Origin of the sequence: Paenibacillus sp. FSL W7-1287, assembly GCF_038004245.1 — a bacterium.
Taxonomy (GTDB): domain Bacteria; phylum Bacillota; class Bacilli; order Paenibacillales; family Paenibacillaceae; genus Pristimantibacillus; species Pristimantibacillus camelliae.
Map to the genome: position 1 here is coordinate 261894 of NZ_JBBORD010000001.1, position 25388 is coordinate 287281.

At 44.6% G+C, this 25388-nt stretch carries 16 protein-coding genes and 1 pseudogene; 1 reads left to right on the forward strand and 16 read right to left on the reverse strand.

Annotated elements, in window-relative coordinates; genetic code table 11:
* Window positions 1–47: 47 nt before the first annotated feature.
* From ligA to NSQ99_RS01335, 5 genes and pseudogenes are all read right to left on the reverse strand, one after another.
* Entirely contained in the window at window positions 48–2045 is a 1998-nt protein-coding gene (gene ligA / locus NSQ99_RS01315; RefSeq protein WP_340834499.1) for an NAD-dependent DNA ligase LigA, read from the reverse strand.
* 267 nt (window positions 2046–2312) lie between these two features.
* Window positions 2313–3254: pseudogene (locus tag NSQ99_RS01320) on the reverse strand (DNA ligase LigA-related protein); the annotation flags it as partial.
* Between the two features lie 98 nt (window positions 3255–3352).
* On the reverse strand, window positions 3353–5737 hold the full coding sequence (gene pcrA / locus NSQ99_RS01325) for a DNA helicase PcrA (RefSeq protein WP_340834501.1): 2385 nt from the start codon (window positions 5735–5737) through the stop codon (window positions 3353–3355).
* Window positions 5738–5750: 13 nt separating this feature from the next.
* Entirely contained in the window at window positions 5751–6461 is a 711-nt protein-coding gene (locus NSQ99_RS01330) for a heptaprenylglyceryl phosphate synthase (RefSeq protein WP_340834506.1), read from the reverse strand.
* Between the two features lie 155 nt (window positions 6462–6616).
* Window positions 6617–9133 (reverse strand): DUF3656 domain-containing U32 family peptidase, encoded by a 2517-nt coding sequence (locus tag NSQ99_RS01335; protein ID WP_251671352.1) that lies wholly within the window; start codon window positions 9131–9133, stop codon window positions 6617–6619.
* Window positions 9134–9390: 257 nt separating this feature from the next.
* On the opposite strand from NSQ99_RS01335, the gene NSQ99_RS01340 reads away from it, so the two are divergent.
* Window positions 9391–10359 carry a sugar phosphate isomerase/epimerase family protein gene (locus tag NSQ99_RS01340; RefSeq protein ID WP_251671354.1) on the forward strand — a complete coding sequence of 323 codons (969 nt, stop codon included), beginning with the start codon at window positions 9391–9393 and terminating at the stop codon, window positions 10357–10359.
* A 613-nt stretch (window positions 10360–10972) separates the two neighbouring features.
* Here the strand turns inward: NSQ99_RS01340 and NSQ99_RS01345 are convergent.
* The 11 genes from NSQ99_RS01345 to argH all read right to left on the reverse strand — a co-directional run bounded on the left by NSQ99_RS01345 (window position 10973) and on the right by argH (window position 25210).
* On the reverse strand, window positions 10973–11185 hold the full coding sequence (locus tag NSQ99_RS01345; RefSeq protein ID WP_251671356.1) for a hypothetical protein: 213 nt from the start codon (window positions 11183–11185) through the stop codon (window positions 10973–10975).
* Window positions 11186–11393: 208 nt separating this feature from the next.
* Entirely contained in the window at window positions 11394–14267 is a 2874-nt protein-coding gene (gene uvrA, locus NSQ99_RS01350; RefSeq protein WP_340834514.1) for an excinuclease ABC subunit UvrA, read from the reverse strand.
* A gap of 15 nt (window positions 14268–14282) precedes the next feature.
* Window positions 14283–16256, reverse strand: a complete 1974-nt coding sequence (gene uvrB, locus NSQ99_RS01355) for an excinuclease ABC subunit UvrB (protein WP_251671360.1) — start codon at window positions 16254–16256, stop codon at window positions 14283–14285.
* Between the two features lie 171 nt (window positions 16257–16427).
* Window positions 16428–17741 carry a PDZ domain-containing protein gene (locus tag NSQ99_RS01360; protein WP_340834517.1) on the reverse strand — a complete coding sequence of 438 codons (1314 nt, stop codon included), beginning with the start codon at window positions 17739–17741 and terminating at the stop codon, window positions 16428–16430.
* Between the two features lie 92 nt (window positions 17742–17833).
* Entirely contained in the window at window positions 17834–19297 is a 1464-nt protein-coding gene (locus NSQ99_RS01365) for a S41 family peptidase (RefSeq protein WP_340834519.1), read from the reverse strand.
* 194 nt (window positions 19298–19491) lie between these two features.
* Entirely contained in the window at window positions 19492–20706 is a 1215-nt protein-coding gene (locus NSQ99_RS01370) for a murein hydrolase activator EnvC family protein (protein WP_340838710.1), read from the reverse strand.
* 17 nt (window positions 20707–20723) lie between these two features.
* Window positions 20724–21641, reverse strand: a complete 918-nt coding sequence (ftsX, locus tag NSQ99_RS01375; RefSeq protein ID WP_340834521.1) for a permease-like cell division protein FtsX — start codon at window positions 21639–21641, stop codon at window positions 20724–20726.
* On the reverse strand, window positions 21631–22317 hold the full coding sequence (ftsE, locus tag NSQ99_RS01380) for a cell division ATP-binding protein FtsE (protein ID WP_251671367.1): 687 nt from the start codon (window positions 22315–22317) through the stop codon (window positions 21631–21633). The genes ftsX and ftsE overlap by 11 nt, the downstream gene beginning before the upstream one ends.
* A 584-nt stretch (window positions 22318–22901) precedes the next feature.
* Window positions 22902–23219 carry a type II toxin-antitoxin system RelE family toxin gene (locus NSQ99_RS01385; RefSeq protein ID WP_340834524.1) on the reverse strand — a complete coding sequence of 106 codons (318 nt, stop codon included), beginning with the start codon at window positions 23217–23219 and terminating at the stop codon, window positions 22902–22904.
* A 2-nt stretch (window positions 23220–23221) separates the two neighbouring features.
* Complete coding sequence (locus NSQ99_RS01390) at window positions 23222–23575, reverse strand: hypothetical protein (protein WP_340834525.1); 354 nt, start codon at window positions 23573–23575, stop codon at window positions 23222–23224.
* A gap of 219 nt (window positions 23576–23794) precedes the next feature.
* Window positions 23795–25210 carry an argininosuccinate lyase gene (argH, locus tag NSQ99_RS01395; protein ID WP_251671373.1) on the reverse strand — a complete coding sequence of 472 codons (1416 nt, stop codon included), beginning with the start codon at window positions 25208–25210 and terminating at the stop codon, window positions 23795–23797.
* Between the last annotated feature and the right edge of the window lie 178 nt (window positions 25211–25388).

Here is a 25388-nt window from a genome sequence, read left to right on the forward strand (position 1 = left end):
TCATTCTACACGAATTCGTCATGAGTTATTTTTTTAGGTGTCGCACTTCATATTACAATCTTTCTTAACATATTGTTGAATTCTTCTTCATCAATTATTTTAATGCCTAATTCCTCTGCCTTTGTTAATTTACTTCCTGCTTCTTCTCCTGCAAGGACAAATGACGTTTTCTTGGAAACACTACCTGAAACTTTGCCACCATACATTTGTATTAATCGAGTAGCTTCATCTCTTTTTAGGTTCGGAAGTGTTCCGGTAATAACAAATGTTTTCCCAGTAAATCTGTCATCTTTACTTATTTCCGATACTCTTGATGTAGTATTAACGCCAGCTTTTTTCAGTTTGCCAATCAAGTCTCTTGTACTGTTTTGACTAAAGAAATTCAATACACTGTTGGCAACTACTTCACCAAAATCCGGTAGCATGATTAATTTGTCGTAGGTAGCGTTACTAATCTCGTCTAAATCTGCAAAATTAGAAGTCAACACTCTTGCCGTTTGCTTCCCTACATTCTTTATTCCAAACCCTGTAATTAGCTGGTCCAAATCATTTTCCTTTGATTTATCTATCGCATTCAGAAGGTTATCAATCGACTTTTCTCGTCCAATTATCCCCTTCTCAATTAGCTCATCACGATATTCTCCAAGGTGATAAATATCTGCAATATCTCTGATATACCCTTCCGACATTAAGGACTCGACTTTACTTGGCCCTAAACCTTCGATATCCATCGCATCTTTAGAAGCAAAATATATGACTCCTCTAATCATTTGGGCAAAACACTCGTTTCCACTACAACGAATATCCGCACCATTGTCATCTCTAACAGTCGGTGAATTACAGATCGGACACTTTTGAGGTATTGTGTATTTAACCGCACTGCTCGGTCTCTTCTCAGGAATGCTTCTTACAACTTCAGGAATGATATCCCCTGCCTTTTGTATAACAACGGTATCACCTATTTGTATATCCTTAGAATCAATAAAATCTTGATTGTGTAAAGTCGCTTTGGAAACCTCAGTTCCTGCTAGTATGACAGGCTCCAAATGGGCTAAGGGCGTTAGCCTACCTGTACGACCAATTTGTACTTTAATGTCTTTAATAACCGTTTCCTTTTGCTCTGGCGGATATTTAAAGGCAACCGCCCATTTGGGGACTCTACTTGTCATTCCTAATATTCTTCTGTCATTCAAATTATCAACTTTTATAACAGCCCCATCGATACCAAAAGATAAACTTGATCTTTTCTCGCCTATTTCTGATACATATCTCCATATTTCATCTGCTGTTGTACAAATTTTATACTCAGGGACTGTGGTGAATCCTTGTTTTTCTAACCATTCCAACGTTTCACTATGGGAAGTGAAGTCTTTTCCTTCTGATATTTCTAGGTTAAACACGAATATATCCAGGTTGCGTTCTCTTACCACGCTCGGATCTAACTGCCTTAGAGTACCTGCAGCTAAGTTCCTTGGTGTTTTGTATTTCTGGCCATCTATATCCTTTTGTATTATTCTTTCAAAGGTTTCATTAGACATATAAACTTCTCCGCGAACCTCTAAATAAGTTAATTTTGTGGGAATCTCTTTGGGTATTGACTTTATCTCCAAAATATTTTCGTAAACTGACTCCCCTACTTGACCATTCCCCCTCGTAATTCCTTCCGTTAATTTACCATTGTGATACCTTAACATTACGGATAAACCATCAATTTTCATCTCAACCACAAATTTCGGATTAGAAACCTGCGAATAGACTCTATTTACAAAACTGTATATCTCCTCTTTTGTAAATACATTTTGCAGACTTATTACAGGTACATCATGCTCAACTTTTCTCAATTCACGTTTAACAGAGCCTCCTACTTTTTGTGTAGGGGAATCCACACTAACATATTCAGGATGTTCTTTTTCTAATTGTTCTAATTCGTTAGCAAGTCGATCATATTCATAATCAGTTATTTCTGGCTGTTCCTCATCAAAATACTTTCTATTATGGTACTCAATTAATTCCCTTAACTCCTCTATTCTTTTCTTCACATTCATGCCAACACCCCCCACTACCTGTTTAAATATCCTTAATTGCTGTAAGTTCTCAGTATAAGTATTGGACAAATAGTAACTTTATTATTTCAATAAGACATAACTCAAAACCTTTTTTGCGAATGTAAATTCATTTCCTAACGCACATTTGATAATCCAATATTATATGTCCATTTGTTTAGAATTTCACTTAGAATACATATAGTGAAAACAAGCTCTATAATTACACATTACTACATAAGCTACATATGTTAAATAACTGTATATAACAACTGCCCAGCGAGGAAACTTATCCGTGTAGCCAAGCGCTTCACGTGTCCGCATATCCTGAACTTTAATGACAGCTCCATCAATAAGAAAATCGAGCTCATTTCTACGCTCCGCTAAGGCAATAAGCTCATCTTCAAACTGCTTCAAATCGTCTGCATAGATAATATATGGGTTAACCTTGAAGCGATTATCCTTCAAAAACTGCTGCAGCTGCTTATGGTTATCGAACGTAACCCCTTCTGCATAGCCAACATTGTATATAAAGGCGTCCAGCTTGCGACTTGCTGTAACCGCGGGATTTAAATTACGAAGTGCACCAGCCGCTGCATTGCGCGCATTTTTCAACGGCTCTTCTGCCGTTTCATTATAGCGAGCGAGGCTAGATAACGTCATAATGCCTTCGCCCTGTACTTCGATGACACCATCGGTATAGTCAATGGATAGTGGAATCGAATTAATCGTTTTCACTTGTGCTAGAATCGATTCTCCAACTGTGCCGTTTCCACGAGTAGCCGCCTGAATAAGCTGCCCCCGCTCATACGTTAAATTCAGCGTGAGCCCGTCGAATTTCAGCTCCATAACATAGGTCGGATCTGGCAGAGGTGTAGATGGATTTTTAGCATTATAATCAGAGATGGCCCGCTTCAATCTCGCTTCCCAAGCATATAGCTGCTCCAGGTTTTGTGCTTTATCCAAACTCCATAGCCGCGCAAGATGTCTATGCTGCTCAAAGCCAGACAATATCGTATGACCGACACGCTGCGTTGGGGAACTCGGCAGCACGACACCAAGTGTAGTCTCCAAACTGACAAGCTCATCGTACAGCCTATCATATTCCGCATCTGAGATCTCTGGCGTGTCCAGTGTGTAATAACGATAATTGTGCTCATTCAACTCAGCTATAAGCTGTTCCATTCTCTGCTGATCCTGATTCGTCAACATCAACATTCCTCCATCTTCAACCGATTCTACTTTACAGCATTACCATATTATAAACGGTGAAACATGATCGCTCACGATTTCACCGTTTACTTACTCTATTATACCTTTTTTATCGGGGCAAAGCTTGCTAATAGCTTTTTAATTCCTACTGGTGCAGGGAAAGCAATTTGCAGCTCCATGTCGTTGTCTTTGCCTCGAACAGCAATGACAGTACCTTCTCCCCATTTGCCATGCGCAACTTTATCGCCCGCTGCATAGCTTACCAATCCATTATCCTGAGTATGGGCATTCTTCCTCGCAGCATCGAGTCCGGAGGTTACAGTAACCGTAGGACGAGCTGTACCTGCGCTCGGTCTCGTCGGATAGCCTTGTCCTGCTGAGCCTCTGCTGCTATAGCCTCCTTGATTACCTCTGCTGCCATAGCCAAAGCCAGCCTGATTGCTATCGGATCTTGTGCCGAAGCTATTCGGTCGGCCAGAGCCTAAGCCGCCAAAACCACGCGGGAAGCTTCCATCGACCACATCGGCTTGATTGCTTTCTAGCAATTCACTAGGAATCTCCTTCAGGAAGCGCGAAGGCATATTGACTGACGTACGGCCAAATAACGTCCGCATTTTTGCAGAGGTTAAATATAGCTGCTTCTCGGCGCGCGTAATACCAACATAGGCAAGACGACGCTCCTCCTCCAGCTCCTCATCATCCGTAAATGCACGAGAGTGAGGGAAGATCGACTCCTCCATCCCAACGATAAATACGATCGGAAACTCGAGACCCTTCGCACTATGCATCGTCATGAGCACAACGGCATCGGAAGCATCGACATCTTCCTTATCGTCATTCATCGAGTCAATATCTGCGATCAACGCTAGATCTGTTAAGAAGGCAACCAATGTGCGATCTTCATTGCGTTGTTCAAAATCCTGCGTTACCGATAGAAACTCCTCGATGTTCTCAATGCGTGATTGCGACTCGAGCGTTTGTTCGCGCTGCAGCTCAAGCTTATATTCGGACATTTCCAGTACCTTTTCAGTAAGCTCCGTTACCGTTAGCTCATCCACTTGACTATGCAGACTGCTAATCATATGACCAAAGCTTTGCAGCTGATCCCTCGTCTTGCCCTTCACATCGACCATATCTAGCTGGAACAGAATACGATACATCGACACACCCTGTGCCGTTGCTGCCTGTGCAAGCTTAGCAATCGTTGTATCCCCGATGCCGCGTTTAGGCACATTAATAATACGCTGCAGGCTAATATCATCGTCTGGGTTCGAGATCAATCGCAAGTAAGCTAATATATCCTTGATCTCTTTACGATCATAGAACTTAATACCGCCTACGATTTGATAAGGGATGTCAGACTTGATTAACGTTTCCTCAATAATACGCGACTGAGCGTTCGTACGGTATAGAATCGCATGATCGCGATATTTATGTTGATTACTACGATTTTTCTGAATGACACCCGTAACAAAGTAGCCTTCATCTCGCTCGCTGTCTCCGTAATAGACATAGATCTTATTGCCTTCGCCTTGATCGGTCCACAGCTTTTTCGATTTTCTGCCCGTGTTGTTAGAGATGACGGCATTTGCTGCATTCAATATGGTAGAGGTCGAACGATAGTTTTGCTCCAGCAGAATCGTCTTCGCCTCAGGATAATCATCCTCAAAGTTCAGGATGTTGCTAATATCTGCACCACGCCAGCGATAGATCGACTGATCGCTATCCCCTACAACACAAATATTGTGATGTGCATCGGCTAGCATGCGAACTAGCATATATTGCGCACGGTTCGTATCCTGATACTCATCGACGTGAATATAACGGAACTTGTTCTGATAGAAGTTGAGCGCCTCTGGAACTTCTTTAAACAGACGAATCGTCATCATAATAAGATCGTCGAAATCAAGCGAGTTATTATTTTTTAGACGCTTCTGATACATCTTATATATTTTCGCTACGATGCCTTGGAAGTAGTCTCCTACCTTCTCTTCATAACGTTCAGGGCTGATCAATTCGTTTTTCGCTGAGCTGATCGCTGCTTGAACGGCCTTCGGTTCAAACTTTTTCACATCGATGTTTTCGTCCTTCATACAGCCACGAATGACGGACAGCTGATCAGCAGAATCTAAAATAGAAAAATTAGAGCTAAATCCAATGCGATCAATATCCTTACGAAGAATGCGAACACACATCGAGTGAAACGTAGATACCCATATATCGCGTCCAGATGGACCAACAAGCGAACTAACCCGCTCCTGCATTTCACGTGCGGCCTTGTTCGTAAAGGTTATCGCTAATATACTCCACGGCGCCACACGTTTTTTCTCTATAAGATAGGCAATGCGGTGTGTAAGTACTCTCGTCTTACCACTGCCTGCACCCGCCATAATTAGCAAAGGGCCATCTGTTGTCTGTACCGCCTCACGCTGAGGTGCATTAAGCTTGGCCACCGCATCATCAATATTAATGTAATTAAACATCACCCTCACTCCTTTACTGCTTACTTACTTTTACTGACTTAACCGCTTCGACGGTTGCTAGTGCTGCTTTCAAGTTATCATAAACGACATTACCCACCACGACGGTGTGTGCATGGGCCGCAGCCTGCGCTGCTTTCTCGGCGTTGTCGATACCGCCACCATAGATAAGATGCGCTTGCTCTAGCTCGCTTGCTGCTCGGGCCAGCACATTCATATCACCAAACGTTCCGCTATATTCAATATAAACGACAGGCAGTCTGAGTAAACGATCCGCCATCCATAGATACGGCAGAATCTCTTGCTCCGATAGATTCGCTTCTGCGCCGGACACCTTAGCGGCAGTGCTCTGTTCATTTAGAACGATATAGCCTGAAGCGGTCGTCATCTCCCACGGTATAAAATGTCCATATTCCTGAAGCCCTTCAAGCTGCTTCAGCATCAGCCAGTCAGCCTGCTTCGTATTTAATACAAATGGAACAAAGTAGCCGTCAAAGCCGGGCACCGCCCCATCCATCGTCGATACCTCTAACGCACAGTCGACACTGTAGCGACGAACTCTCGCCAGCAGATCAACCGTGTTGTCAAAGGTTACGCCACTTGAACCGCCGATGATGATCGCATCTGTGCCTGACATACATAGCTGATCCAACGCCTCATCACTAATTTCTTTATCTGGATCAAGCTTGAATACATGCTGCCAATTCGCATACCATCCAGTATCCATGTTTTCCCTCCCCCGCCTTATCACTTAAAAGTGTCTGTTCAAAAAGTGCGATTACAGCCCCGTGCATATCGTTTGCAGTTGCGTTTTTTGAATAACCTCTAAAAAAGGCCAAGCCATGCGATCGACTTGACCTCCTTCTTCGTTGATTCAATGCATTACTTTACTAGTTGACCACGTGTGACACCAAGCTGGTTTGTTGCCTTGAGGCTGCGCCATACTTGCGTACCACTAATGCTGCCATCAAGCGCTTGACGGTAAAGCTTCAGTACCTCTTGAACCTTCTCCGCGCTTTCTTCTAGAAATTCTACACGGTATTGTGATACACCGAGCTCTATAAAGTTTTTAAGGTACTCCGCACCTGATTGCTCTATTGCGTTGTATACCGTATTACGGCAGCCCTCATCCACGCGAACGGGATGACTCATTCCGATACGATCCTGCAAGGATGCTCGATGAGATTCGCAAGGTCTGCCACAGTTTGTATAGTCGGTACCTTCACTTAAAAATGTACAGTACACACAATGCTCTGTATGGAACATCGGCAAATGCTGATGGATAACGACCTCGATGTTGCTCGTATCAGCACGCTCAAGCAAATCGACCATTTGCTGAATGTTCAAGTCGTAGGAAGGCGTCACCGTATCAAGTCCACTATCTAAAAACAGCTGAACTGCCTTGTGGTTAGCAATATTTAATGAAAAATCGCCAATTAAACGCGGGAATGGCGCATCTGGGTTTTGTGCTTTCGCACGCATATAGTAATAAAGCGCTCCTGTATTGCGAACAAGCACCGCATCCGGCTTCAGCTTAAGAATGTTGGCATGGTAACCATTTTCATTCGGCATATGAATCCGTGGTGTTGCGAGCGCAATACGCTTGCCTGCAGTACGAGCTAGCTCAATTGCAGCTGGGAACTGCTTAATAAATTCAAAGTCAGCAATGATATAATCGGCATCTGCCTTAATGGCACCCTCGACCTGCTCTAGTGTGCGACATAGTACAGATAGTTTAGCATCACGGCCACTGCTTAATGGCTTCAGCTGCTTCACATTATCGAAAGCATCATCCATTGCATCGACTTGACGCTTTGTATAAACTGGCGGCTTCGGTCTCTCGCCTGCCAGCTGCTCGACAGCTTCTCTGCGCAGACGATTGAGCTCACGAATCGGCAGTATAAGCTCACCCTTCAAGGCTACCTCTAGCTGATCCAGCTGATAAATCGTTCCGCCTAATCGTCCAAGCTGCTCAGATAGCAGCTCCGCATCCATCGGACGCTTCAACGCTTCCTCTAGCAGAAGCTCAGATTCAACGGTCACGCTAATCTGCTTCTCGACATCTGTCCATACCGTGTGCAGCGGTTTGCCAGCCTCCCCAGTAACTTGTACATGAAGAGGGAATACACGGTAAGGCTTTTCTGTTTCGTAGGACGCACGAAGGGCACGGTCTAGCGCAGGGTCATTCGTCTTCCAGATCCGATCACCAACATGCACCTTACGCAAATCTATATCATTACGGCCAGGAACAAGCTCAATGACAAGTCCTTCTGCCGCTTCATTCTCTAGCTTCACACCCTGACGTCTAATATCGTAGACGCGTCCGCCTTCTTCCTTCTTCGTTGGGTCACCCGCATCGAACACAATACCGTCGCCTCGTTTCAATGGAGCTTCCAGACGAACCGTTACCGCATCACGCATAATACGTTCGACTTTACCAAGGTATACGCCGCGGCTCTTCGGGAATGTACCATCGACAAGCTGCTTATTGTTTGTTCCTTCTAGGAATCCATGCGTGAAGCCACGTGAGAAGCTTTGCTGCAGCTCACGGATTTCTTCCTTGGAAGGTTTTGAACGATCTCCATCGAAATATTTATCAATGGCTTTGCGATATTTGCTTACAACGTTAGCTACATATTCCGGGCTTTTTAGTCGACCCTCGATTTTAAAGGAGGTAACACCGGCTTCGATCAGCTCTGGAACAAGCTCAATTGCTGCCAGATCCTTCGGTGAAAGGAGGTAAGCCACGTCTCCCATCGGCTTTTTCTCACCATCTACGATCAAATCATACGGCAAACGGCACGCTTGTGCGCATTCACCACGATTGGCAGAGCGACCGCCCCACATTTCTGAGGTTAAGCATTGCCCAGAATAAGACACACACAAAGCACCGTGCACAAACACTTCCATCGGCAGCTTCGCTTGATCGCCAATCGTTTTAATTTGCTTCAAATTGTTTTCACGACCAAGTACGACGCGCTCCATATCAAATGGCTTCGTAAACTCAACCGCTTCTGGAGAAGTAATCGTCATTTGCGTAGAGCCGTGAATCGGGAAATCCGGCGAAAGCTCGCGGATTAGCTTAACTAATCCTAGGTCCTGAACAATGACAGCATCGACACCTGCATCGATACACATTTCTATTAAAGTTTGAGCATCTCTCAGCTCGTCCTCAAAAACTAAAATATTAAACGTCAAAAAGCCCTTCACACCATACGTATGAAGGAACGCCATGATTTCAGGCAGCTCTTCACTTCTAAAGTTATTCGCTCTTGCTCGTGCGTTAAATTTTTCAACGCCGAAAAATATGGCATCCGCACCATTAGCAACGGCAGCACGCATACATTCCCAGTCACCTGCTGGTGCTAAAAGCTCAATATCTGATCTTGTTAAAGTCATTTTAAGATTCCTCTCACTCGTTTATAGCTACGTTATGCTATTTGACTAGCTATCAATTTTCTAGTTAATAGTGTAACAAAGCTGAGCAATATATTCTACAAGACATTCCTGCCATCCGTGCATTATTGCAGTTTTGTCTAATAATTATGCGATTTTGTTCTTTGTCTTGAAGTTCCAGATCGTTAAGGGCATTATAGTAGTAGAGTCAGAAATCAACTCATCACCATTATTAACCAATCCATAGGAGGTTATTACTTATGAAACTAGGCGTATTTGCTGTTCTATTTGCACAAAAGCCATTTGAGGAAGCACTTGATTACATTGCAGAGAAAGGATTGGAAGCTGTTGAGATCGGTACAGGCGGTTATCCAGGCAATGCACACTGCGATCCGGATGAACTACTTGCTGATGCTGGTAAGCTGAAAGCATTCAAGCAGGCTGTTGAATCTCGCGGTCTTATCATTAGTGCGCTTAGCTGCCACTCTAATCCACTGCACCCTCAGAAAGCGCTTGCTCAAGCTGACGATTCCGTAATTCGTAAAACGATCGAGCTTGCTAATCGCCTAGAGGTTCCAGTTGTGAATACATTCTCTGGTTGCCCTGGTGATCATGAAGATGCGAAATATCCTAACTGGCCAGTTGCACCATGGCCAAATGACTATCAAGATATTCTAAAATGGCAGTGGGAACAAAAAGTCATCCCTTACTGGTCAGATATTAATAAGGTTGCAACAGATGCTGGTGTGAAAATCGGTCTTGAGCTGCACGGCGGCTTCTCCGTTCACAGTCCTGCAACGATGCTTCGTCTACGTGAGGCAACAGGTGAAGCGATCGGCGCTAACCTTGACCCAAGTCATATGTGGTGGCAAGGTATTGATCCAGTGCAAGCGATCCGTATTCTAGGTCGTGCTGGCGCAATCCATCACTTCCATGCTAAAGATACAACGATTGATCCGGTTAACGTAAATATGCATGGTATCACTGATATGCAAAGCTATACACAAATGCTTGATCGTGCTTGGCAGTTCCGCAGCGTAGGCTTTGGTCATGACCTAAAAACATGGGCAGATATTATTAGTGAGCTTCGCCTTGTTGGCTACGACTACGTTGTCAGCATCGAGCATGAGGACGGCCTTATGTCTGTAGAAGAAGGCTTCTCCAAAGCGGTACAGAATTTGCAGCAGGTGCTAATCCGTGAGCCACTAGGTGAAATGTGGTGGGTTTAGTGGAAAGTTCTAAAAGCCACCTTTGATCACGAAGTCAAACTGAGTGTATATTCACATCGAATCTTGAATTCAGACGGGTCTTCTGGTGCTCACGTACCAACTACGTACGCTGCGCTCCTCAGCTCCCGTCTTCAACCAACCTTCTCGGTGCTGAAAGGTGACTTTTTGAACACGAAGTAGTACTGATCGCTTTTTCGGGATTGAATTTTGGGGCCCAGCTTTGATCACGATGTAACTCGTGGGAGCTTAATCGGCATCGAATCTTGGATTCAGCCAGGTCTTCCGGTGCTCACGTACACAATACGTACGCTGCGCTCCTCATTCCCTGTCTTCAGCCAACCTTCTCGGTGCTGAAAGCTGGGCTGGAGCGGAAGTTCAAAAATCCAACTTTGATCACGAAGCAGTACTGAACGAATATTCGGCATCGAATCTTGGATTCAGCTGGGTCTTCCGGTGCTCACGTACACAATACGTACGATGCGCTCCTCAGTCTCCGGCTTTATCCAACCTTCTCGGTGCTGAAAGGTGACTTTTTGAACCTTTATTATAATTAATAAAAAAAAGATCCACCGATTAATATCGGTGGATCTTTTTTATACGACTTTATGTACTGCTAGGCAAGCCATACTTTTGTGATCATTACATAATCAATAAATAGAAAAACCGCTAGTGATACAGAGGCAAAGCCGATTGCGAAGACATTCTTTTTTGGCTTTGCTTTAAGCAAGCGAAACAATCCAATTGCAATGATAACTGTGAAAGCAAGCATGAACCAATCGAATGGATCGATCTTGCTTGTTTCTTCTGCTACTTGTGCTAGAAACATGAAGAGACCTCCCTTTAATCACACGTATCCTATTATTTATATATCCTATATGGAATACTGACAAGTTGCAAGCATTAATAGTAAATGTTGGTTATTTCGTCACACTTTGTTCACATTTCCACCCTATCAGCAACGAGCCAGGCGATGAGCTGCTATTTCTTAGCATTTCCAGTCATCGCCTTCTCTATTACATTTTGAACCGATGCAATCATTTCACTTCAACCGCGTGAAGCTTTTGGGTCCGCTCTGTATCACGCGCTAGAATAGGTGCTAAATACTTGCCTGTATAGGAGCCGCTCACCTTCACAACCTGCTCAGGAGAGCCTGCAGCAACAAGCGTTCCACCGTGCTTACCGCCCTCAGGCCCTAAGTCGATCAAGTAATCGGCTGTCTTAATAACATCAAGATTATGCTCAATAACTAGTACGGATTCGCCAGAATCCACTAGTCGATGTAGCACCTCCAGCAGTCGTGCAATGTCATGCGCATGCAGTCCTGTTGTCGGCTCATCTAGAATATACAATGTTTTGCCAGTGCTGCGACGGTGTAGCTCAGAAGCAAGCTTCACGCGCTGCGCTTCCCCACCAGAAAGCGTCGTCGCTGGCTGACCTAGCTTCATATAACCTAAGCCTACATCGAGCAGTGTTTGCAGCTTACGATGTATTCTAGGGATGTTTTCAAAGAACTGACATCCGTCCTCGATGGTCATATCTAGCACTTCTGCAATGTTTTTTCCTTTATACTTTACCTCAAGCGTCTCACGATTGTATCGCTTCCCTTTACAGATCTCACAAGGTACATACACATCAGGCAAAAAGTGCATCTCAATCTTGATGATGCCGTCGCCTCGGCAAGCTTCGCAGCGCCCGCCTTTAATGTTGAAGCTGAATCGACCCTTCTTATAACCGCGAACCTTCGCTTCATTCGTAGAGGAGTATAGATCACGTATATCATCAAATACACCTGTATATGTCGCTGGATTAGAGCGTGGTGTACGACCAATCGGAGATTGATCGATGTCGATGACTTTATCGATATGCTCTAAGCCACGGATTTCCTTATGTGCACCAGGTCGTGTTTTCGCACGGTTTAGATCGCGTGCCAACGTCTTATACAGAATCTCATTGACGAAGGTCGACTTACCAGAGCCGGACACGCCTGTAACAGCGACAAACACGCCTAATGGTATCTTTACACTTAGATTGCGTAGGTTGTTCTCCTTCGCTCCAACAACCTCGATCCAGCGATCATTGACCGCACGACGCTGCAGCGGAACCTCGATAAACTTTTTACCGCTTAAATACTGCCCCGTTAACGAAGCGTCATTCTCCATCAGCTCCTGCGGTGTACCCTGCGCAATAATCTGTCCACCATGAATCCCTGCCCCTGGTCCGATATCAACAATATAATCGGCAGCAAGCATCGTGTCCTCGTCATGCTCTACTACGATTAACGTATTACCTAGATCACGCATATGCAGCAGCGCCTCAATTAATCGGTCATTGTCACGCTGATGCAACCCAATGCTTGGCTCATCTAGAATGTAAAGCACGCCCATTAAGCTGGAGCCGATTTGCGTTGCAAGTCGAATCCGTTGTGCTTCCCCGCCAGATAACGTCCCTGCTGCACGGCTTAGCGTTAAATACTCAAGCCCTACATTATCTAGAAACCCAAGTCGACCTGATATTTCCTTAAGAATTAAGCCTGCGATCTGCATTTCCTTATCAGTCAGCTCTAAACTCTCGAAATAATTTCTAGCCTCTCCAATCGACAGGTCGGTTACATGGGAAATGTTTTGCTTATTAATCGTAACTGCAAGAGTTTCCTTGCGCAGACGCTGACCTTTACAGCTATGGCATGGCCTAGCGCTCATATAGCCTTCAATATGCTCACGCATCATCTCTGATGGTGTTTCACGATAGCGACGCTCAAGATTGTTAACAATGCCCTCGAAAGCGACAAACGCCTCCTTGCGTGCACCGAAATCATTTTCGTAGACAAAGCGCACCTTCTGTCCATCTGTGCCGTAGAGCAGCTTTTTCATCTGCTCGCTAGTCAGCTCACTAACAGGAACATTTTGCGGGATATTGTAATGCTCAGCAACGGATCTAAGAAACTGAGGATAATAGTTAGAAGTGCTTCCGGCCCATGCTAGAAAGGCGCCTTCCTCAATTGACTTGCTGTAATCAGGTATTAGCAGATCCGGATCTACGACCATCTTCACGCCTAGCCCATCACACTCCGGACAAGCACCATACGGACTATTGAATGAAAACATACGAGGCGCAAGCTCATCAATACTGAAGCCGCACTCCGGACAAGCGAGGTTAGAGCTGAACAGCAGCTCCTCGTTTTTCTCTTGACCCATTACATCAATGAGAACTCTGCCTTCCCCCAGTTCCAGCGCTGTCTCAATCGAATCCGCTAATCTAGACTCAATATCCGGCTTTACAATGATACGGTCGATAACAACCTCGATATTGTGCTTTTTATTTTTATCGAGTGTTATTTCCTCGCTCAGCTCGCGAATTTCACCATCTACACGTACACGCACATAGCCTTGCTTCTGCATGTCTGCAAGTAGCTTTATATGCTCTCCCTTACGACCAGACACGATAGGCGCTAGAATCTGCATTCTCGTTCGCTCTTCATACTCCATAATGCGATCAACCATCTGCTCTACCGTTTGTGATGTAATCTCAATACCGTGCGTCGGGCAGTGCGGCTTACCAACTCGAGCGAACAGTAGACGCAGATAGTCATAGATTTCGGTAACTGTACCCACCGTAGAACGGGGGTTACGGCTTGTTGTTTTCTGGTCGATCGAAATCGCCGGTGACAAGCCTTCAATCGAATCGACATCCGGCTTATCCATCTGGCCAAGAAACTGACGAGCATAAGCACTTAGAGACTCTACATAGCGGCGCTGGCCTTCCGCATAGATCGTATCGAAGGCTAGTGACGATTTTCCTGATCCACTCAAACCCGTTAAAACAACGAACTTATCTCTCGGGATCGTTACATCAATATTTTTTAGATTGTGCGCACGTGCGCCTTTTACGACAATTTTGTCATTTGCCACTCTTGCTACCTCCTACTATTGGTCCGCCTTCAATTCCAGCAAAGCATCACGAAGCTGTGCTGCACGCTCAAACTGCAGGTTTTTCGCTGCATCCTTCATCTCTGCTTCTAGGCGTGCGATTAAAGCAGTACGCTCCTTCTTGCTCAGCTTCTTATCACCATCAACGACATAGTCGGCTTTATCCTCAGCGACCTTCGTTGCTTCAATCACGTTATGCACTTGCTTGCGAATCGTTTGAGGGGTAATACCATGCTTTTCATTAAAAGCAATTTGCATTTCACGACGGCGCGCCGTCTCTTTTAACGCTTTATCCATCGAATCGGTAATCTTGTCACCATACATAATAACCATGCCCTCGCTATTACGCGCTGCACGTCCGATCGTCTGGATAAGGGAACGCTCAGAACGAAGAAAGCCTTCCTTATCGGCATCTAATATCGCAACTAAGCTGACTTCTGGAAGGTCAAGTCCCTCCCTCAGCAGGTTAATCCCGATTAGAACATCAAAGACACCTAAGCGCAGATCACGAATAATCGCTAACCGCTCCAGCGTTTTTATTTCAGAATGCAGATAACGAACCTTTAAGCCGACATCCTTCAAATAGTCCGTCAGGTCCTCTGCCATTTTTTTCGTTAGTGTCGTAACAAGCACACGCTCATCCTTAGAAATCCGCAGTTGAATCTCATGGAGAAGGTCATCGATTTGTCCCTTCGATGGACGTACCTCTATGATCGGATCAAGCAAGCCCGTTGGACGAATAATCTGCTCGACCATCTCTGGGCAATGCTCAAGCTCATAAGGACCTGGTGTTGCAGAAACGTAAATCAGCTGCTTCGTTTTCGCTTCGAACTCCTCAAAGCGAAGCGGACGGTTATCCATCGCACTAGGCAGGCGGAAGCCATGATTGACGAGCACCTCTTTACGTGCACGGTCGCCGTTGTACATCGCTCGGATTTGCGGCAGCGATACGTGTGACTCATCAATAACGACGAGCATATCATCTGGAAAATAATCGAACAATGTATAAGGTGTTGCTCCACGTTCTCTGAATGTTAGCGGCCCTGAATAGTTCTCGATGCCTGAGCAAAAGCCCATCTCCGCCATCATTTCCAAGTCATAGCGTGTCCGTTGCTCCAGACGCTGCGCCTCCAGCAGCTTTCCTTCACTTCGGAAATACGCTAATCTTTCCTCAAGCTCTCGCTCAATGTCGACCATTGCGCGCTTCATCGTTTCTTCTTGCGTAACGAAGTGGGATGCGGGGAAGATCGCAATATGATCGCGCGTGCCAAGCACCTCACCTGTCAACACATCAATCTCAACAATACGTTCAATCTCGTCACCGAACAGCTCGATGCGTACGGCATGCTCGTTGCTGGCAACCGGGAATATTTCAACAACATCGCCTCTTACGCGGAACGTACCGCGTGTAAAGCTAATATCGTTACGTTGATATTGAATCCCGACTAGCTCATGCAGAATCTCATTACGGGATTTTTCCATGCCAACGCGCAACGAAACGACCATGCTGCCGTATTCTTCTGGCGAACCTAAACCATATATACAAGATACGCTGGCCACAATAATGACATCACGTCGCTCAAACAGCGAGCTTGTCGCAGAGTGGCGCAGCTTATCTATCTCATCATTAATGCTGGAATCTTTCTCGATAAAGGTATCGGTTGACGGGATATAGGCTTCAGGCTGATAGTAGTCATAATAGCTGACGAAGTATTCTACCGCATTATTGGGGAAGAACGATTTAAACTCACTGCACAGCTGAGCTGCGAGCGTTTTATTGTGTGCGATAACTAGCGTCGGCCGCTGTACCTGCTGAATCACATTCGCTATCGTATACGTTTTGCCTGTTCCTGTTGCTCCTAGCAGCGTCTGGTGCCGCTTATTTTTCTCAAGTCCTTGTACAAGCTCCTTGATCGCCCTCGGCTGATCTCCTCTAGGTGCATAATCCGAAACAATTTCAAAAAGAGACATAGTTTCCTCCCGTCCAACTTACCTAATATATCTTCATTATGGTCAAAAACAGACCTTTTCAACAATGAGACAAACAGAATGTATGTTCTCATTTACCTATTATAGCCTTAAATATAGCAAAGCCGCAAGAGCTACACGATAATGGAGCTCTTGCGGCTTATTGGCGCAGTCTTACAATGAATTAGCTATGTCTGTACTTGCTGACATCGTCGCTTGTCTTCTAAGCTTGTTATGTCCGAATAGGGTGAATAACGACGGTTCACGATAATTCTCTAAATACTTGGCATGACCATCAGGTGCCATAATAATGCCTAGCTGGTGATGCTCGTCAGAAAATCTTGCTCGCTGTGCAAACTTTACATCTCCATTAACGTTTAGCAGCTCGAGCTTGCAGAATGCCGGATTAATCGACATCGCTTCATATAGCTCATCTAATGTATTTACGGCCTTTCCGTTCGCCTTAAGTACTGTATCACCCGCTTCTATTCCCATATGAACAGCAGGTGAATGCTCGACAATTGCCAGTACGCGCAGACCTTTATCTAATGGTCCATAGCGCGGAGAATACTTGCTTTCATGCCAATGATTAATCCAATGTACAAGTTCAAAGGAAAGCAGCATACCGATTGAAGCTACCCAAAGCAGCGGAGTTACCCACCAAGAAGCAATAGAGATCGTTAGAATCAGTACTGAGTAAACGAGCCACTGATTAGAAATACGCTTAATGAGCATAGCCGGACTGACGGAATGTGTCATGCCGGTTACACCGAGCAGCAACGGACAGGCGAGCAACAACCAAGCTCCCGTGCCAGCTGTTAAAAAGAATGGCTGAATGGCTTGGCTAGCAAATGATACCGCACCAGCCGTATCTGACGCTACAGGCATGAACAAAAAGATTGGTGCTGCCCAATAGCCCTGAAGCACATAGCCGCCGATCACCTTACCGCGCTTGCCTGACATATATATCGGGCTTACAAAATGCTTGCCTTGCCATCTAACTAAAAGCGATTGTGCTAGCGACATTAACGAAGCGACAACCAATATGCTTACGGGCTGTAGCTCAAGCAGTGACTGATAGATCTCCCCGACTACATCATTAAGCGTAAGCGGTCCGACCGCTTTAGCTGCCAAATGCAGTAGCGTAACGACGGAGGCGCTATACACAATACCCGCAAAGCGCAACCGAATCAGCATGAGTACGAGCGAAACGCCCCATAGCCACCACACGGTCGATGCAGAGAAGGTAAATCCGAGCAATACTGTAATGATAGATACAGCAATGGAGGCTATTGCCCCACCTATTAGCGCGTAAACGAACGGCTTTACCCAAGCTCGAAGTCTAACCGAGAACATCGCTCTTTCCAATCTGGTACGAAAGCTAAAAACAAGCAATAGAAAAATAAGCGACAAATAAAACACCGGATGCATTAGCAACGACAGCAATGCTTTCCCTATTAAAATGAGCCATAGCTCTACATGATTCAAAGCATACACCCTCTCATCATATGATGACGAAAACAAAAAAGGCGGTCTCTTATAGAAAGAAACCAACCTTTAAATCATTCGACACCTATTGATTATTTCCTGCCAGCTATTTCTATAGCCTTTTGCAGCTGAGGATCATTCGCTTTGTCTCGAATGAACGCAATGATCTTTTCTTCCAGCTTGGCAGATGTTTGCTTATTGATTACGCCCGTACTGCTGAGGGAATGATCCTTTTGGAATTTACGAACGGCCTCACTCGTTTTCTTGCTAAAGTAGCCATCCTCGCGATCAACGCTATATCCAAGCGTATCCAGCATAATTTGCGCACTGCGGATCTTTTCGCTTAGTTGATCTTCCTTCAGCTCCTCATCATCATTCAGATTCAGACGAGCGATACTGTAAACGAGTGGTGGCTCAACAACGATATTAGGTGTAACCCCTGTCTCATTGATCCAATTACCCTTAGGTGTTAGCCACTTAGCAATGGTCATCTTAATTAGTCCACCATCATCAAACAGCTGATTGTAGCTAACCTGAACCGTTCCCTTACCGTAGGTTTGCTCACCTACTACAGTCGCTCCCGCGCCTTCCTGTAAAGCACCTGCTAATATCTCAGATGCGCTGGCACTTCCACCATTGGTTAGCACAGCAATTGGATACTTCTTCTGCTCGCCACCAGTTGCATAGGTTTTATCCCGCTTGCCGGAACGACCTTCTACCTGAACAACGACAGTGCCTTCCTTCATCATCAGCTGAGCGATTTCCACGACATCCTGCAGCACGCCACCCGGATTGTTGCGAACATCAATCACTAAGCCCTTCAAACCTTTGTCTTCAAGCGCTGCGAGCTCTTCGGCAAATCGCTCTGATGTGTTTTGCGAAAACTGAGTGATTTCGATTAGACCAATGCCTTGCTCATCGATGTCGCTATATACCGTCTCGATATCAATATCATCTCGAATTAACACGACTGTAATCGCATCTGAATGTCCGCTTCGCATCACTTCCAGCTTTGCTTTCGTTCCTTTTTCTCCACGTATAAGCTCTACAGCTTCTTGTAGTGTTAGGCCAGCTAAGCTTTCTCCGTTCACTGATAAAATAATATCTTTCGCGAGCAGACCACCTCGCTCTGCAGGAGAGCCCTTGATTGGCGACACGACAACAACCTGACCGTTTTCTAGAGAAACCTCTGCTCCTATGCCAGAGAATGATCCCTCGATCGATTGTGAAAACCTATTTGCAACCTCTGCTTCCATATACACGGAATATGGATCATCCAGCGCATTCATCATGCCTGAGATCGCTCCATCAATCAACTTTTCTCGATCAATCTCCGTTACATAATTTGTTTGCAGCAGATCAAGCACCGTATTCAACTGCTTAAGCTCTGCTTCGGTCATTTGCGTGCCTTGATCAGTCGCCGCTGATGCGACAGACGTTGACGCTGCAACGGGAACCACCTCTTCCAGCTTGTCCGTTACAAACATCGTAACTAGGATCGTAGCGAAAACAGAAAGCGTAACGAGCATGGCTACCGTACGTCCTTTTACTTGCATCTACTTTACACCACCTATTCCTGTATACTCTGGCTAGACCAACTTAGTATATGACAATGACATTTCAAATATTTATCTATATCAACAATAACAACAAATCAAGAAGTCAACAAGTCAAATTCAATCAATAGGTTACGCGTTCGATAAGACAACAATAGGCGGTCTATTGGATAGACAGCCTACTGTGCAACAACCTATTTCAAGTAGTTAGACGGATTGACCGGAACCTCGTTTTTACGAACCTCAAAGTGCAAATGCGGTCCCGTAGAATTCCCCGTGCTGCCTACTAAAGCAATCTTATCTCCGCGCTTCACTTCCTCGCCTTCTTTAACAAGAATACCATTGTTTTTAATATGAGCGTATAACGTCCATAAGCCATTACCATGATCAATAATTACAGTATTGCCGTAACCGCTCGTGTATTTAGCAACGATAACAATCCCAGCTTCTGCCGCATAAATCGGTGTGCCTGATGGAGCACCAAAGTCCGTTCCGTTATGTGCCTTTTTCTTGCCTGTTATCGGATGTATTCTCATGCCAAAATTAGAAGTAACTCGATACTTAGAATCGATCGGCATACCTAGCTTTCCACCAGAATATGGATTAGCTAGACGCTTCTTCTCCGCATAAAGCTTAGATAGATCAGAGGCTATCTTAACTAGATTACGTTCCTCTTCTTCCGTAATTTCACTAAGCTCCTCGTGCAATTCGTGCAGCTCTTCATACTTCTTGCCAAGCTTTGTAATCAGCTCTTCCTTCTCTGCTTCCTTGTTAATCAATACTTGCTCTTCACGCTTAAGGTCCTCATACATCGCTTCAAGCTCGGCAAGCTGTGTCTCCACTTGCAGCTTCTTATCTTCTACTTCCTGCTGCGCATCTTTAAAGGAATCTAGCATTTCACGATCAGATTGAAGAATAATTTGCAAGGAATCGAATCGATCTAGAAAATCACTAAAGCTCGTAGCGCTTAACAGTACCTCAAGATAAGAAACGACACCATTGCTGTACATTAAGCGTGTACGCTTCTGCATCAGCTCGTCCTGCTTCTCAACCTGTGCAATGGCTTCTTCCAGCTCCTGCTCCGTTAGCTTTAGCTGTTTTTCTGCTTCATCTACTTTTGCTTCTGTTTTTTCTTTTTCCTTAGATAGCTCACGAATTTCTGCCATGAGCTTGTCACGTTCTGCTTCAAGCTGCGCCTTTTCGTCCGTCACTTGCTGCTGCTCTTTCGCTACACGCGCTGCTTCTGCAGCTGCTTCTTTTGCACGTTGCTCTGATGCAGCCTTTTCCCGATTCTTTTCTTCGATTTGCTTCGTAATCTGCGATGCAGTTGTGGCATAACTACTTGGTGAAAGTGCACTTAAGGACACAAGCAGTGCAGCAGTCAGCGTATATGCAGCTACCTTTTTCATGGACACGATTGTTTCACCTACACCTTCAAATATTTTCGAACAGACATCACACTACCCCAGATTCCAATAAAGGAGCCGAGGATAATCATCGTTAGCGACGTTAGCGCCATTACTTCCTTAACAGGCAGCAGCTGCATCGTTAAGAAAGACAGTTCATATTGAAAAGCATTAATAATTTGATCATATCCAATGAGTACAATGGCTGTTGTTAAGACAGAGGTAATGACCCCAATTAGGGCGCCCTCGACAAAGAATGGCCATCTAATAAATGAATTTGTTGCTCCAACCATTTTCATAATGCTGATCTCGCGCTGACGCGCAACAATCGTCATACGAATCGTATTGGAGATAAGCAGTACCGCTGTTATTGATAACGCAGCAACAACAATATAACCAGCATTACGAATGGCATCCGTTACCTTAAACAACGTTTCAACAATACCTTGACCATACTTTACATCCGCAACTGGAGAGGTCTCATAGGTTCCGGCGATGCTATGTATCTGATCTGCTACACTTTTTACAAGCTTAGGTTCAAATACTTCCACCGTAAAAGTAATCGGAAGTGGGTTGTTCTCGTTGTTATAGCCTTCAAGCCAATCACTATTATCTTCACCCATTCGATCACGTAGCTGGGCTAGTCCTTCTTCCTTGGACACATAAATTAGCTTGCTTACTTCAGGAATATTGCCTACCTGCTTTTGAAGGTCTGCAACTACATCTTCTGCGACGTCTGTTTCGAGAAACACTCGGATTTGAACTTGGCTTTCGATCTGTGAAGCCATTGCATTCATATTTAAAGCTAATAGTATAAATACTCCCAAAATTAAGAGAGAGATAAAAATCGAAGTAATAGAAGCAAAGGACATCCAGCCGTTACGCAGTATACTCTTGAAGCCTTCTCTAATGTGTCGTGTTAACGTGCTAAATTTCATATCCGTACTCCCCTCTTTGCTCATCGCGCACAATATTGCCATGTTCAATAGCAATGACGCGCTTGCGCATCGAGTTGACAATTTCTTTATTGTGCGTTGCCATGACAATGGTCGTCCCGCGGAAATTAATTTCTTCAAGTAGATTCATAATGTCTAAAGATGTATCTGGATCAAGATTTCCTGTCGGCTCATCCGCGACAATAACCGCCGGATTATTCACAATTGCCCGGGCAATAGACACCCTTTGCTGTTCTCCACCGGATAATTGGGACGGGAAGCTCTTATGTTTATGCTTTAATCCGACAAGTTCCAGCACTTCCATCGTACGCTTCTTAATCACCTTCCGAGGCGCTTCAATAGCTTCCATAGCAAAGGCTACATTTTCATAGATTGTTAGTTTCGGTAAAAGTCTAAAGTCTTGAAAGATAACGCCAATGTTACGGCGTACGTACGGGATTTTGCGCTGCTTCAGCTTCCCGATATTAAAGCCATTCACGAAGATCTCACCTTTTGTCGGGATTTCCTCGCGGTAAATCAGCTTCATGAAGGTAGATTTCCCTGCCCCTGAAGGTCCAACTAAGTAAACGAACTCATTTCGATCTATCTTGACCGACACTCCGTTAAGTGCACTCGTACCGTCGGCGTACGTTTTCCATATATCGTGCATTTCTATCACGCTATCACATCCTGTAAAAAGTTCAATACTATATGTTCGACAGGTTATGTCTAATTCCTTCAAGGTTCTCCGATGATTAGCCAATTTTCACTTTTCTAATTTTTCTCATTTAAGACATTGCGATGTCGAAATCGACAGCATACAAGCGGCAAAGGCTGCGTAATGTGGTGAGTGGACTGCTTCTTAGGTGTTGTACCGTTACCTGACCTTGTCTTCAGCTGCACTATTTCTTGAGGCTTGCATCTCGTATCCTTCATGCACCAACTACCTGCAATGCACCGCCGTATGACTTCTTGTGAGCGTTACTGCGAGTTATTCTTCTAGTGGTGTTGCATCAACTGCTTGCCGCTTGCGCCGTTACGAACTACAATATTGTTCCAATCGCTGTTGTTCGCGGATTTCTATTATTGATTCTTGTGGTAGAAATCCGCAAACAAAGGCGAACGCTTCGCTTTTCCACAACATCGTTGTTCTCCACTAACTCGGGGGAGAACCTTTATCCAAACAAATAAATACCCAGCTCCCATCCTTAGAAAGAAGGTTAGCTGGGAACAAAAAAAGATCCCTATAGCCTAGGAATCTTTTCATAATTCTTTTAGTCGCTTAAATGTCTCTATATAAACTTCATTATCCTCTCTTTTACCGACGACAATAATCTCAGCAATTTCTGCTTTATCTCCAACAATCCGATATACAATTCGAATACCAGCTTTACGAAACTTTATTTTTCTACAACCAATTAACTTTAATCCATGCTTACTTGTTAACTCTTCACCAAGTACATCAGCACGTTCTTCCATTTTAGCGAGTGCAACATTAACAAGTTTTTTAATGGAACCATCAAGATTTTTATACTCAATTCTTGCTTCTTCTATAAACACTACTTCAAACTTTTTAACCATAACTATTCAAATAATTCCGCATCTGAAATATTGTTTGGATCGATGCTACGGAATTCTTCGTATTCAGTATCACTTAGAACATCTTTCACGCTATATCGAAGGGTCGTTCTATCGGCTGTTTCAAGACGTCGAGCAATCTCTAGTTCCCAAGTCAATTCTCTTAAAGCTTGAAGTTCCATATACATTTCTTCATATACTTTATAATCCAGCACAACCGTATCCACACAATTGTTTTCTGAAATGAATTGTGGAAGCTGTTTAGCTTTTTTTCTTATTTCTCCAAAACGTTTGGAAGCATAAGTGGCAGAATTAACTTGATCAACATTAAAGCGTGGTTTGTCTATTACAATCCCCACCTTTCATTCTCCTCCCTTCATCATACGCAACCTTTTCATAAAGTATACAATTTAAACCGTAAAATTGGTAGTACGATCATACTCATTATGTTAAGGAGACTATACACAGAAAAACGAGCATCAGCTTTGAGGCTGATGCTCGTTTTTCTTCTATTCGTTAACCTCTCATTTGGCTGCCTTAGGCAGTTGGAGGTACGATTTCACATATAAATGTCGTACTTATTGCGAACGCTCTAGATATTCCGCTACCCACGCAGCAGTAGTCTGCATCGCTTGCTCCGCACGTGCTATAGCTGCTTCTACCTGTGGCTTCGCAGTACCGCCGTATACGTTACGCGCGTTAACCACTTGCTCTGGCTGCAGAACCTCGTAGATACGATCATCGAACAGCTCTGAGAATTGCTTGAACTCATCAAGCGAGAGATCAAGCAAGTATTTATTGTTTTCGATACAGTACAGCACGGTTTTACCGATGACTTCATGCGCTTGACGGAACGGTAGTCCTTTGTTAACAAGGAAATCCGCAATGTCTGTAGCGTTAGAGAAGTCTTGGTTAACTGCTTGACGCATGCGACCTTGGTTCACCTTCATCGTCGCGATCATTGGCGCAAACAGCTGCAATGCACCTTGCAGCGTTGTTACGGTATCGAACATGCCTTCTTTATCCTCTTGCATATCTTTGTTATACGCAAGCGGCAAAGATTTCAACACGGTCAATAGCCCCATTAGGTCTCCGTAGACGCGACCTGTTTTACCACGGACTAGCTCCGGTACGTCAGGATTTTTCTTCTGCGGCATAATGCTGCTGCCCGTACAGAATGCATCATCCAGTTCAACGAAGCTGAATTCGGTGCTAGACCACATAATCAGCTCCTCGCTTAGGCGAGATAGGTGCATCATAATGATCGAAGCATCCGCTAAAAACTCTAGAATAAAGTCACGATCACTTACAGCATCGAGGCTGTTCTCATACACTCGATCAAACTTCAGCTGCTCTGCAACAAAATGGCGGTCGATCGGGAACGTCGTTCCTGCAAGCGCACCTGCACCAAGCGGAAGCACATTGATGCGCTTATAGCTATCCTGCAAACGCTCGATGTCGCGACCAAACATGGACACGTAGGCCATCATATGATGAGCGAACAGAATCGGCTGCGCACGCTGTAGATGTGTATAGCCTGGCACAATCGTATCGATATTTGCTTTCGCTTGTCCAATCAATGCTTCCTGCAGCTTGCGCAATAGCTCAACAAATTCAACGACGCGCTTACGAAGCCATAGATGCATATCAGTAGCGACCTGATCGTTACGGCTGCGGCCCGTATGCAGCTTACCGCCTACTGGTCCAACATCCTCGATAAGCGCCTTCTCGATATTCATATGAATATCTTCATCGCTGACAGAAAATTGTTGTTCTCCTGCTTTAATCCGATCAAGCACGCGTAGTAAGCCCGCTTTTATCGTTTCTACATCCTCCTGTGGCAGGATGCCTTGCTTGCCAAGCATCGTCACATGCGCCAAACTGCCTTGGATATCCTCCTCAGCAAGCGCTTTGTCGAAAGTAATGGATGCTGTATATTCTTCAACTAATTGGTCCGTTTTCTTCGTAAAACGTCCACCCCAAAGCTTGCTCACGTGTTAACTCCCTTCCTATAACAAGTGATATAAGCTGAACAACTAGCTTCTTGAAGCAGAATGTGAAATGATTCTGAAGAAGCGAAGCGGTCGCCTTTGTCCACAAATTTCTACTTTGAATTTTAATCATAGAAATTTGGGGGACAACAGCGATCGTAAGAATATTTCACAGTCTGCC

Bases quoted from the DNA above. Each gene is read 5' to 3' on its own strand.
- ligA (WP_340834499.1), bottom strand. From the start codon at position 2,045: ATGAATGTGAAGAAAAGAATAGAGGAGTTAAGGGAATTAATTGAGTAC.
- pcrA (WP_340834501.1), bottom strand. From the start codon at position 5,737: ATGTTTAATTACATTAATATTGATGATGCGGTGGCCAAGCTTAATGCA.
- NSQ99_RS01330 (WP_340834506.1), bottom strand. From the start codon at position 6,461: ATGGATACTGGATGGTATGCGAATTGGCAGCATGTATTCAAGCTTGAT.
- NSQ99_RS01335 (WP_251671352.1), bottom strand. From the start codon at position 9,133: ATGACTTTAACAAGATCAGATATTGAGCTTTTAGCACCAGCAGGTGAC.
- NSQ99_RS01340 (WP_251671354.1), top strand. From the start codon at position 9,391: ATGAAACTAGGCGTATTTGCTGTTCTATTTGCACAAAAGCCATTTGAG.
- NSQ99_RS01345 (WP_251671356.1), bottom strand. From the start codon at position 11,185: ATGTTTCTAGCACAAGTAGCAGAAGAAACAAGCAAGATCGATCCATTC.
- uvrB (WP_251671360.1), bottom strand. From the start codon at position 16,256: ATGTCTCTTTTTGAAATTGTTTCGGATTATGCACCTAGAGGAGATCAG.
- NSQ99_RS01365 (WP_340834519.1), bottom strand. From the start codon at position 19,297: ATGCAAGTAAAAGGACGTACGGTAGCCATGCTCGTTACGCTTTCTGTT.
- NSQ99_RS01370 (WP_340838710.1), bottom strand. From the start codon at position 20,706: ATGAAAAAGGTAGCTGCATATACGCTGACTGCTGCACTGCTTGTGTCC.
- ftsX (WP_340834521.1), bottom strand. From the start codon at position 21,641: ATGAAATTTAGCACGTTAACACGACACATTAGAGAAGGCTTCAAGAGT.
- NSQ99_RS01385 (WP_340834524.1), bottom strand. From the start codon at position 23,219: ATGGTTAAAAAGTTTGAAGTAGTGTTTATAGAAGAAGCAAGAATTGAG.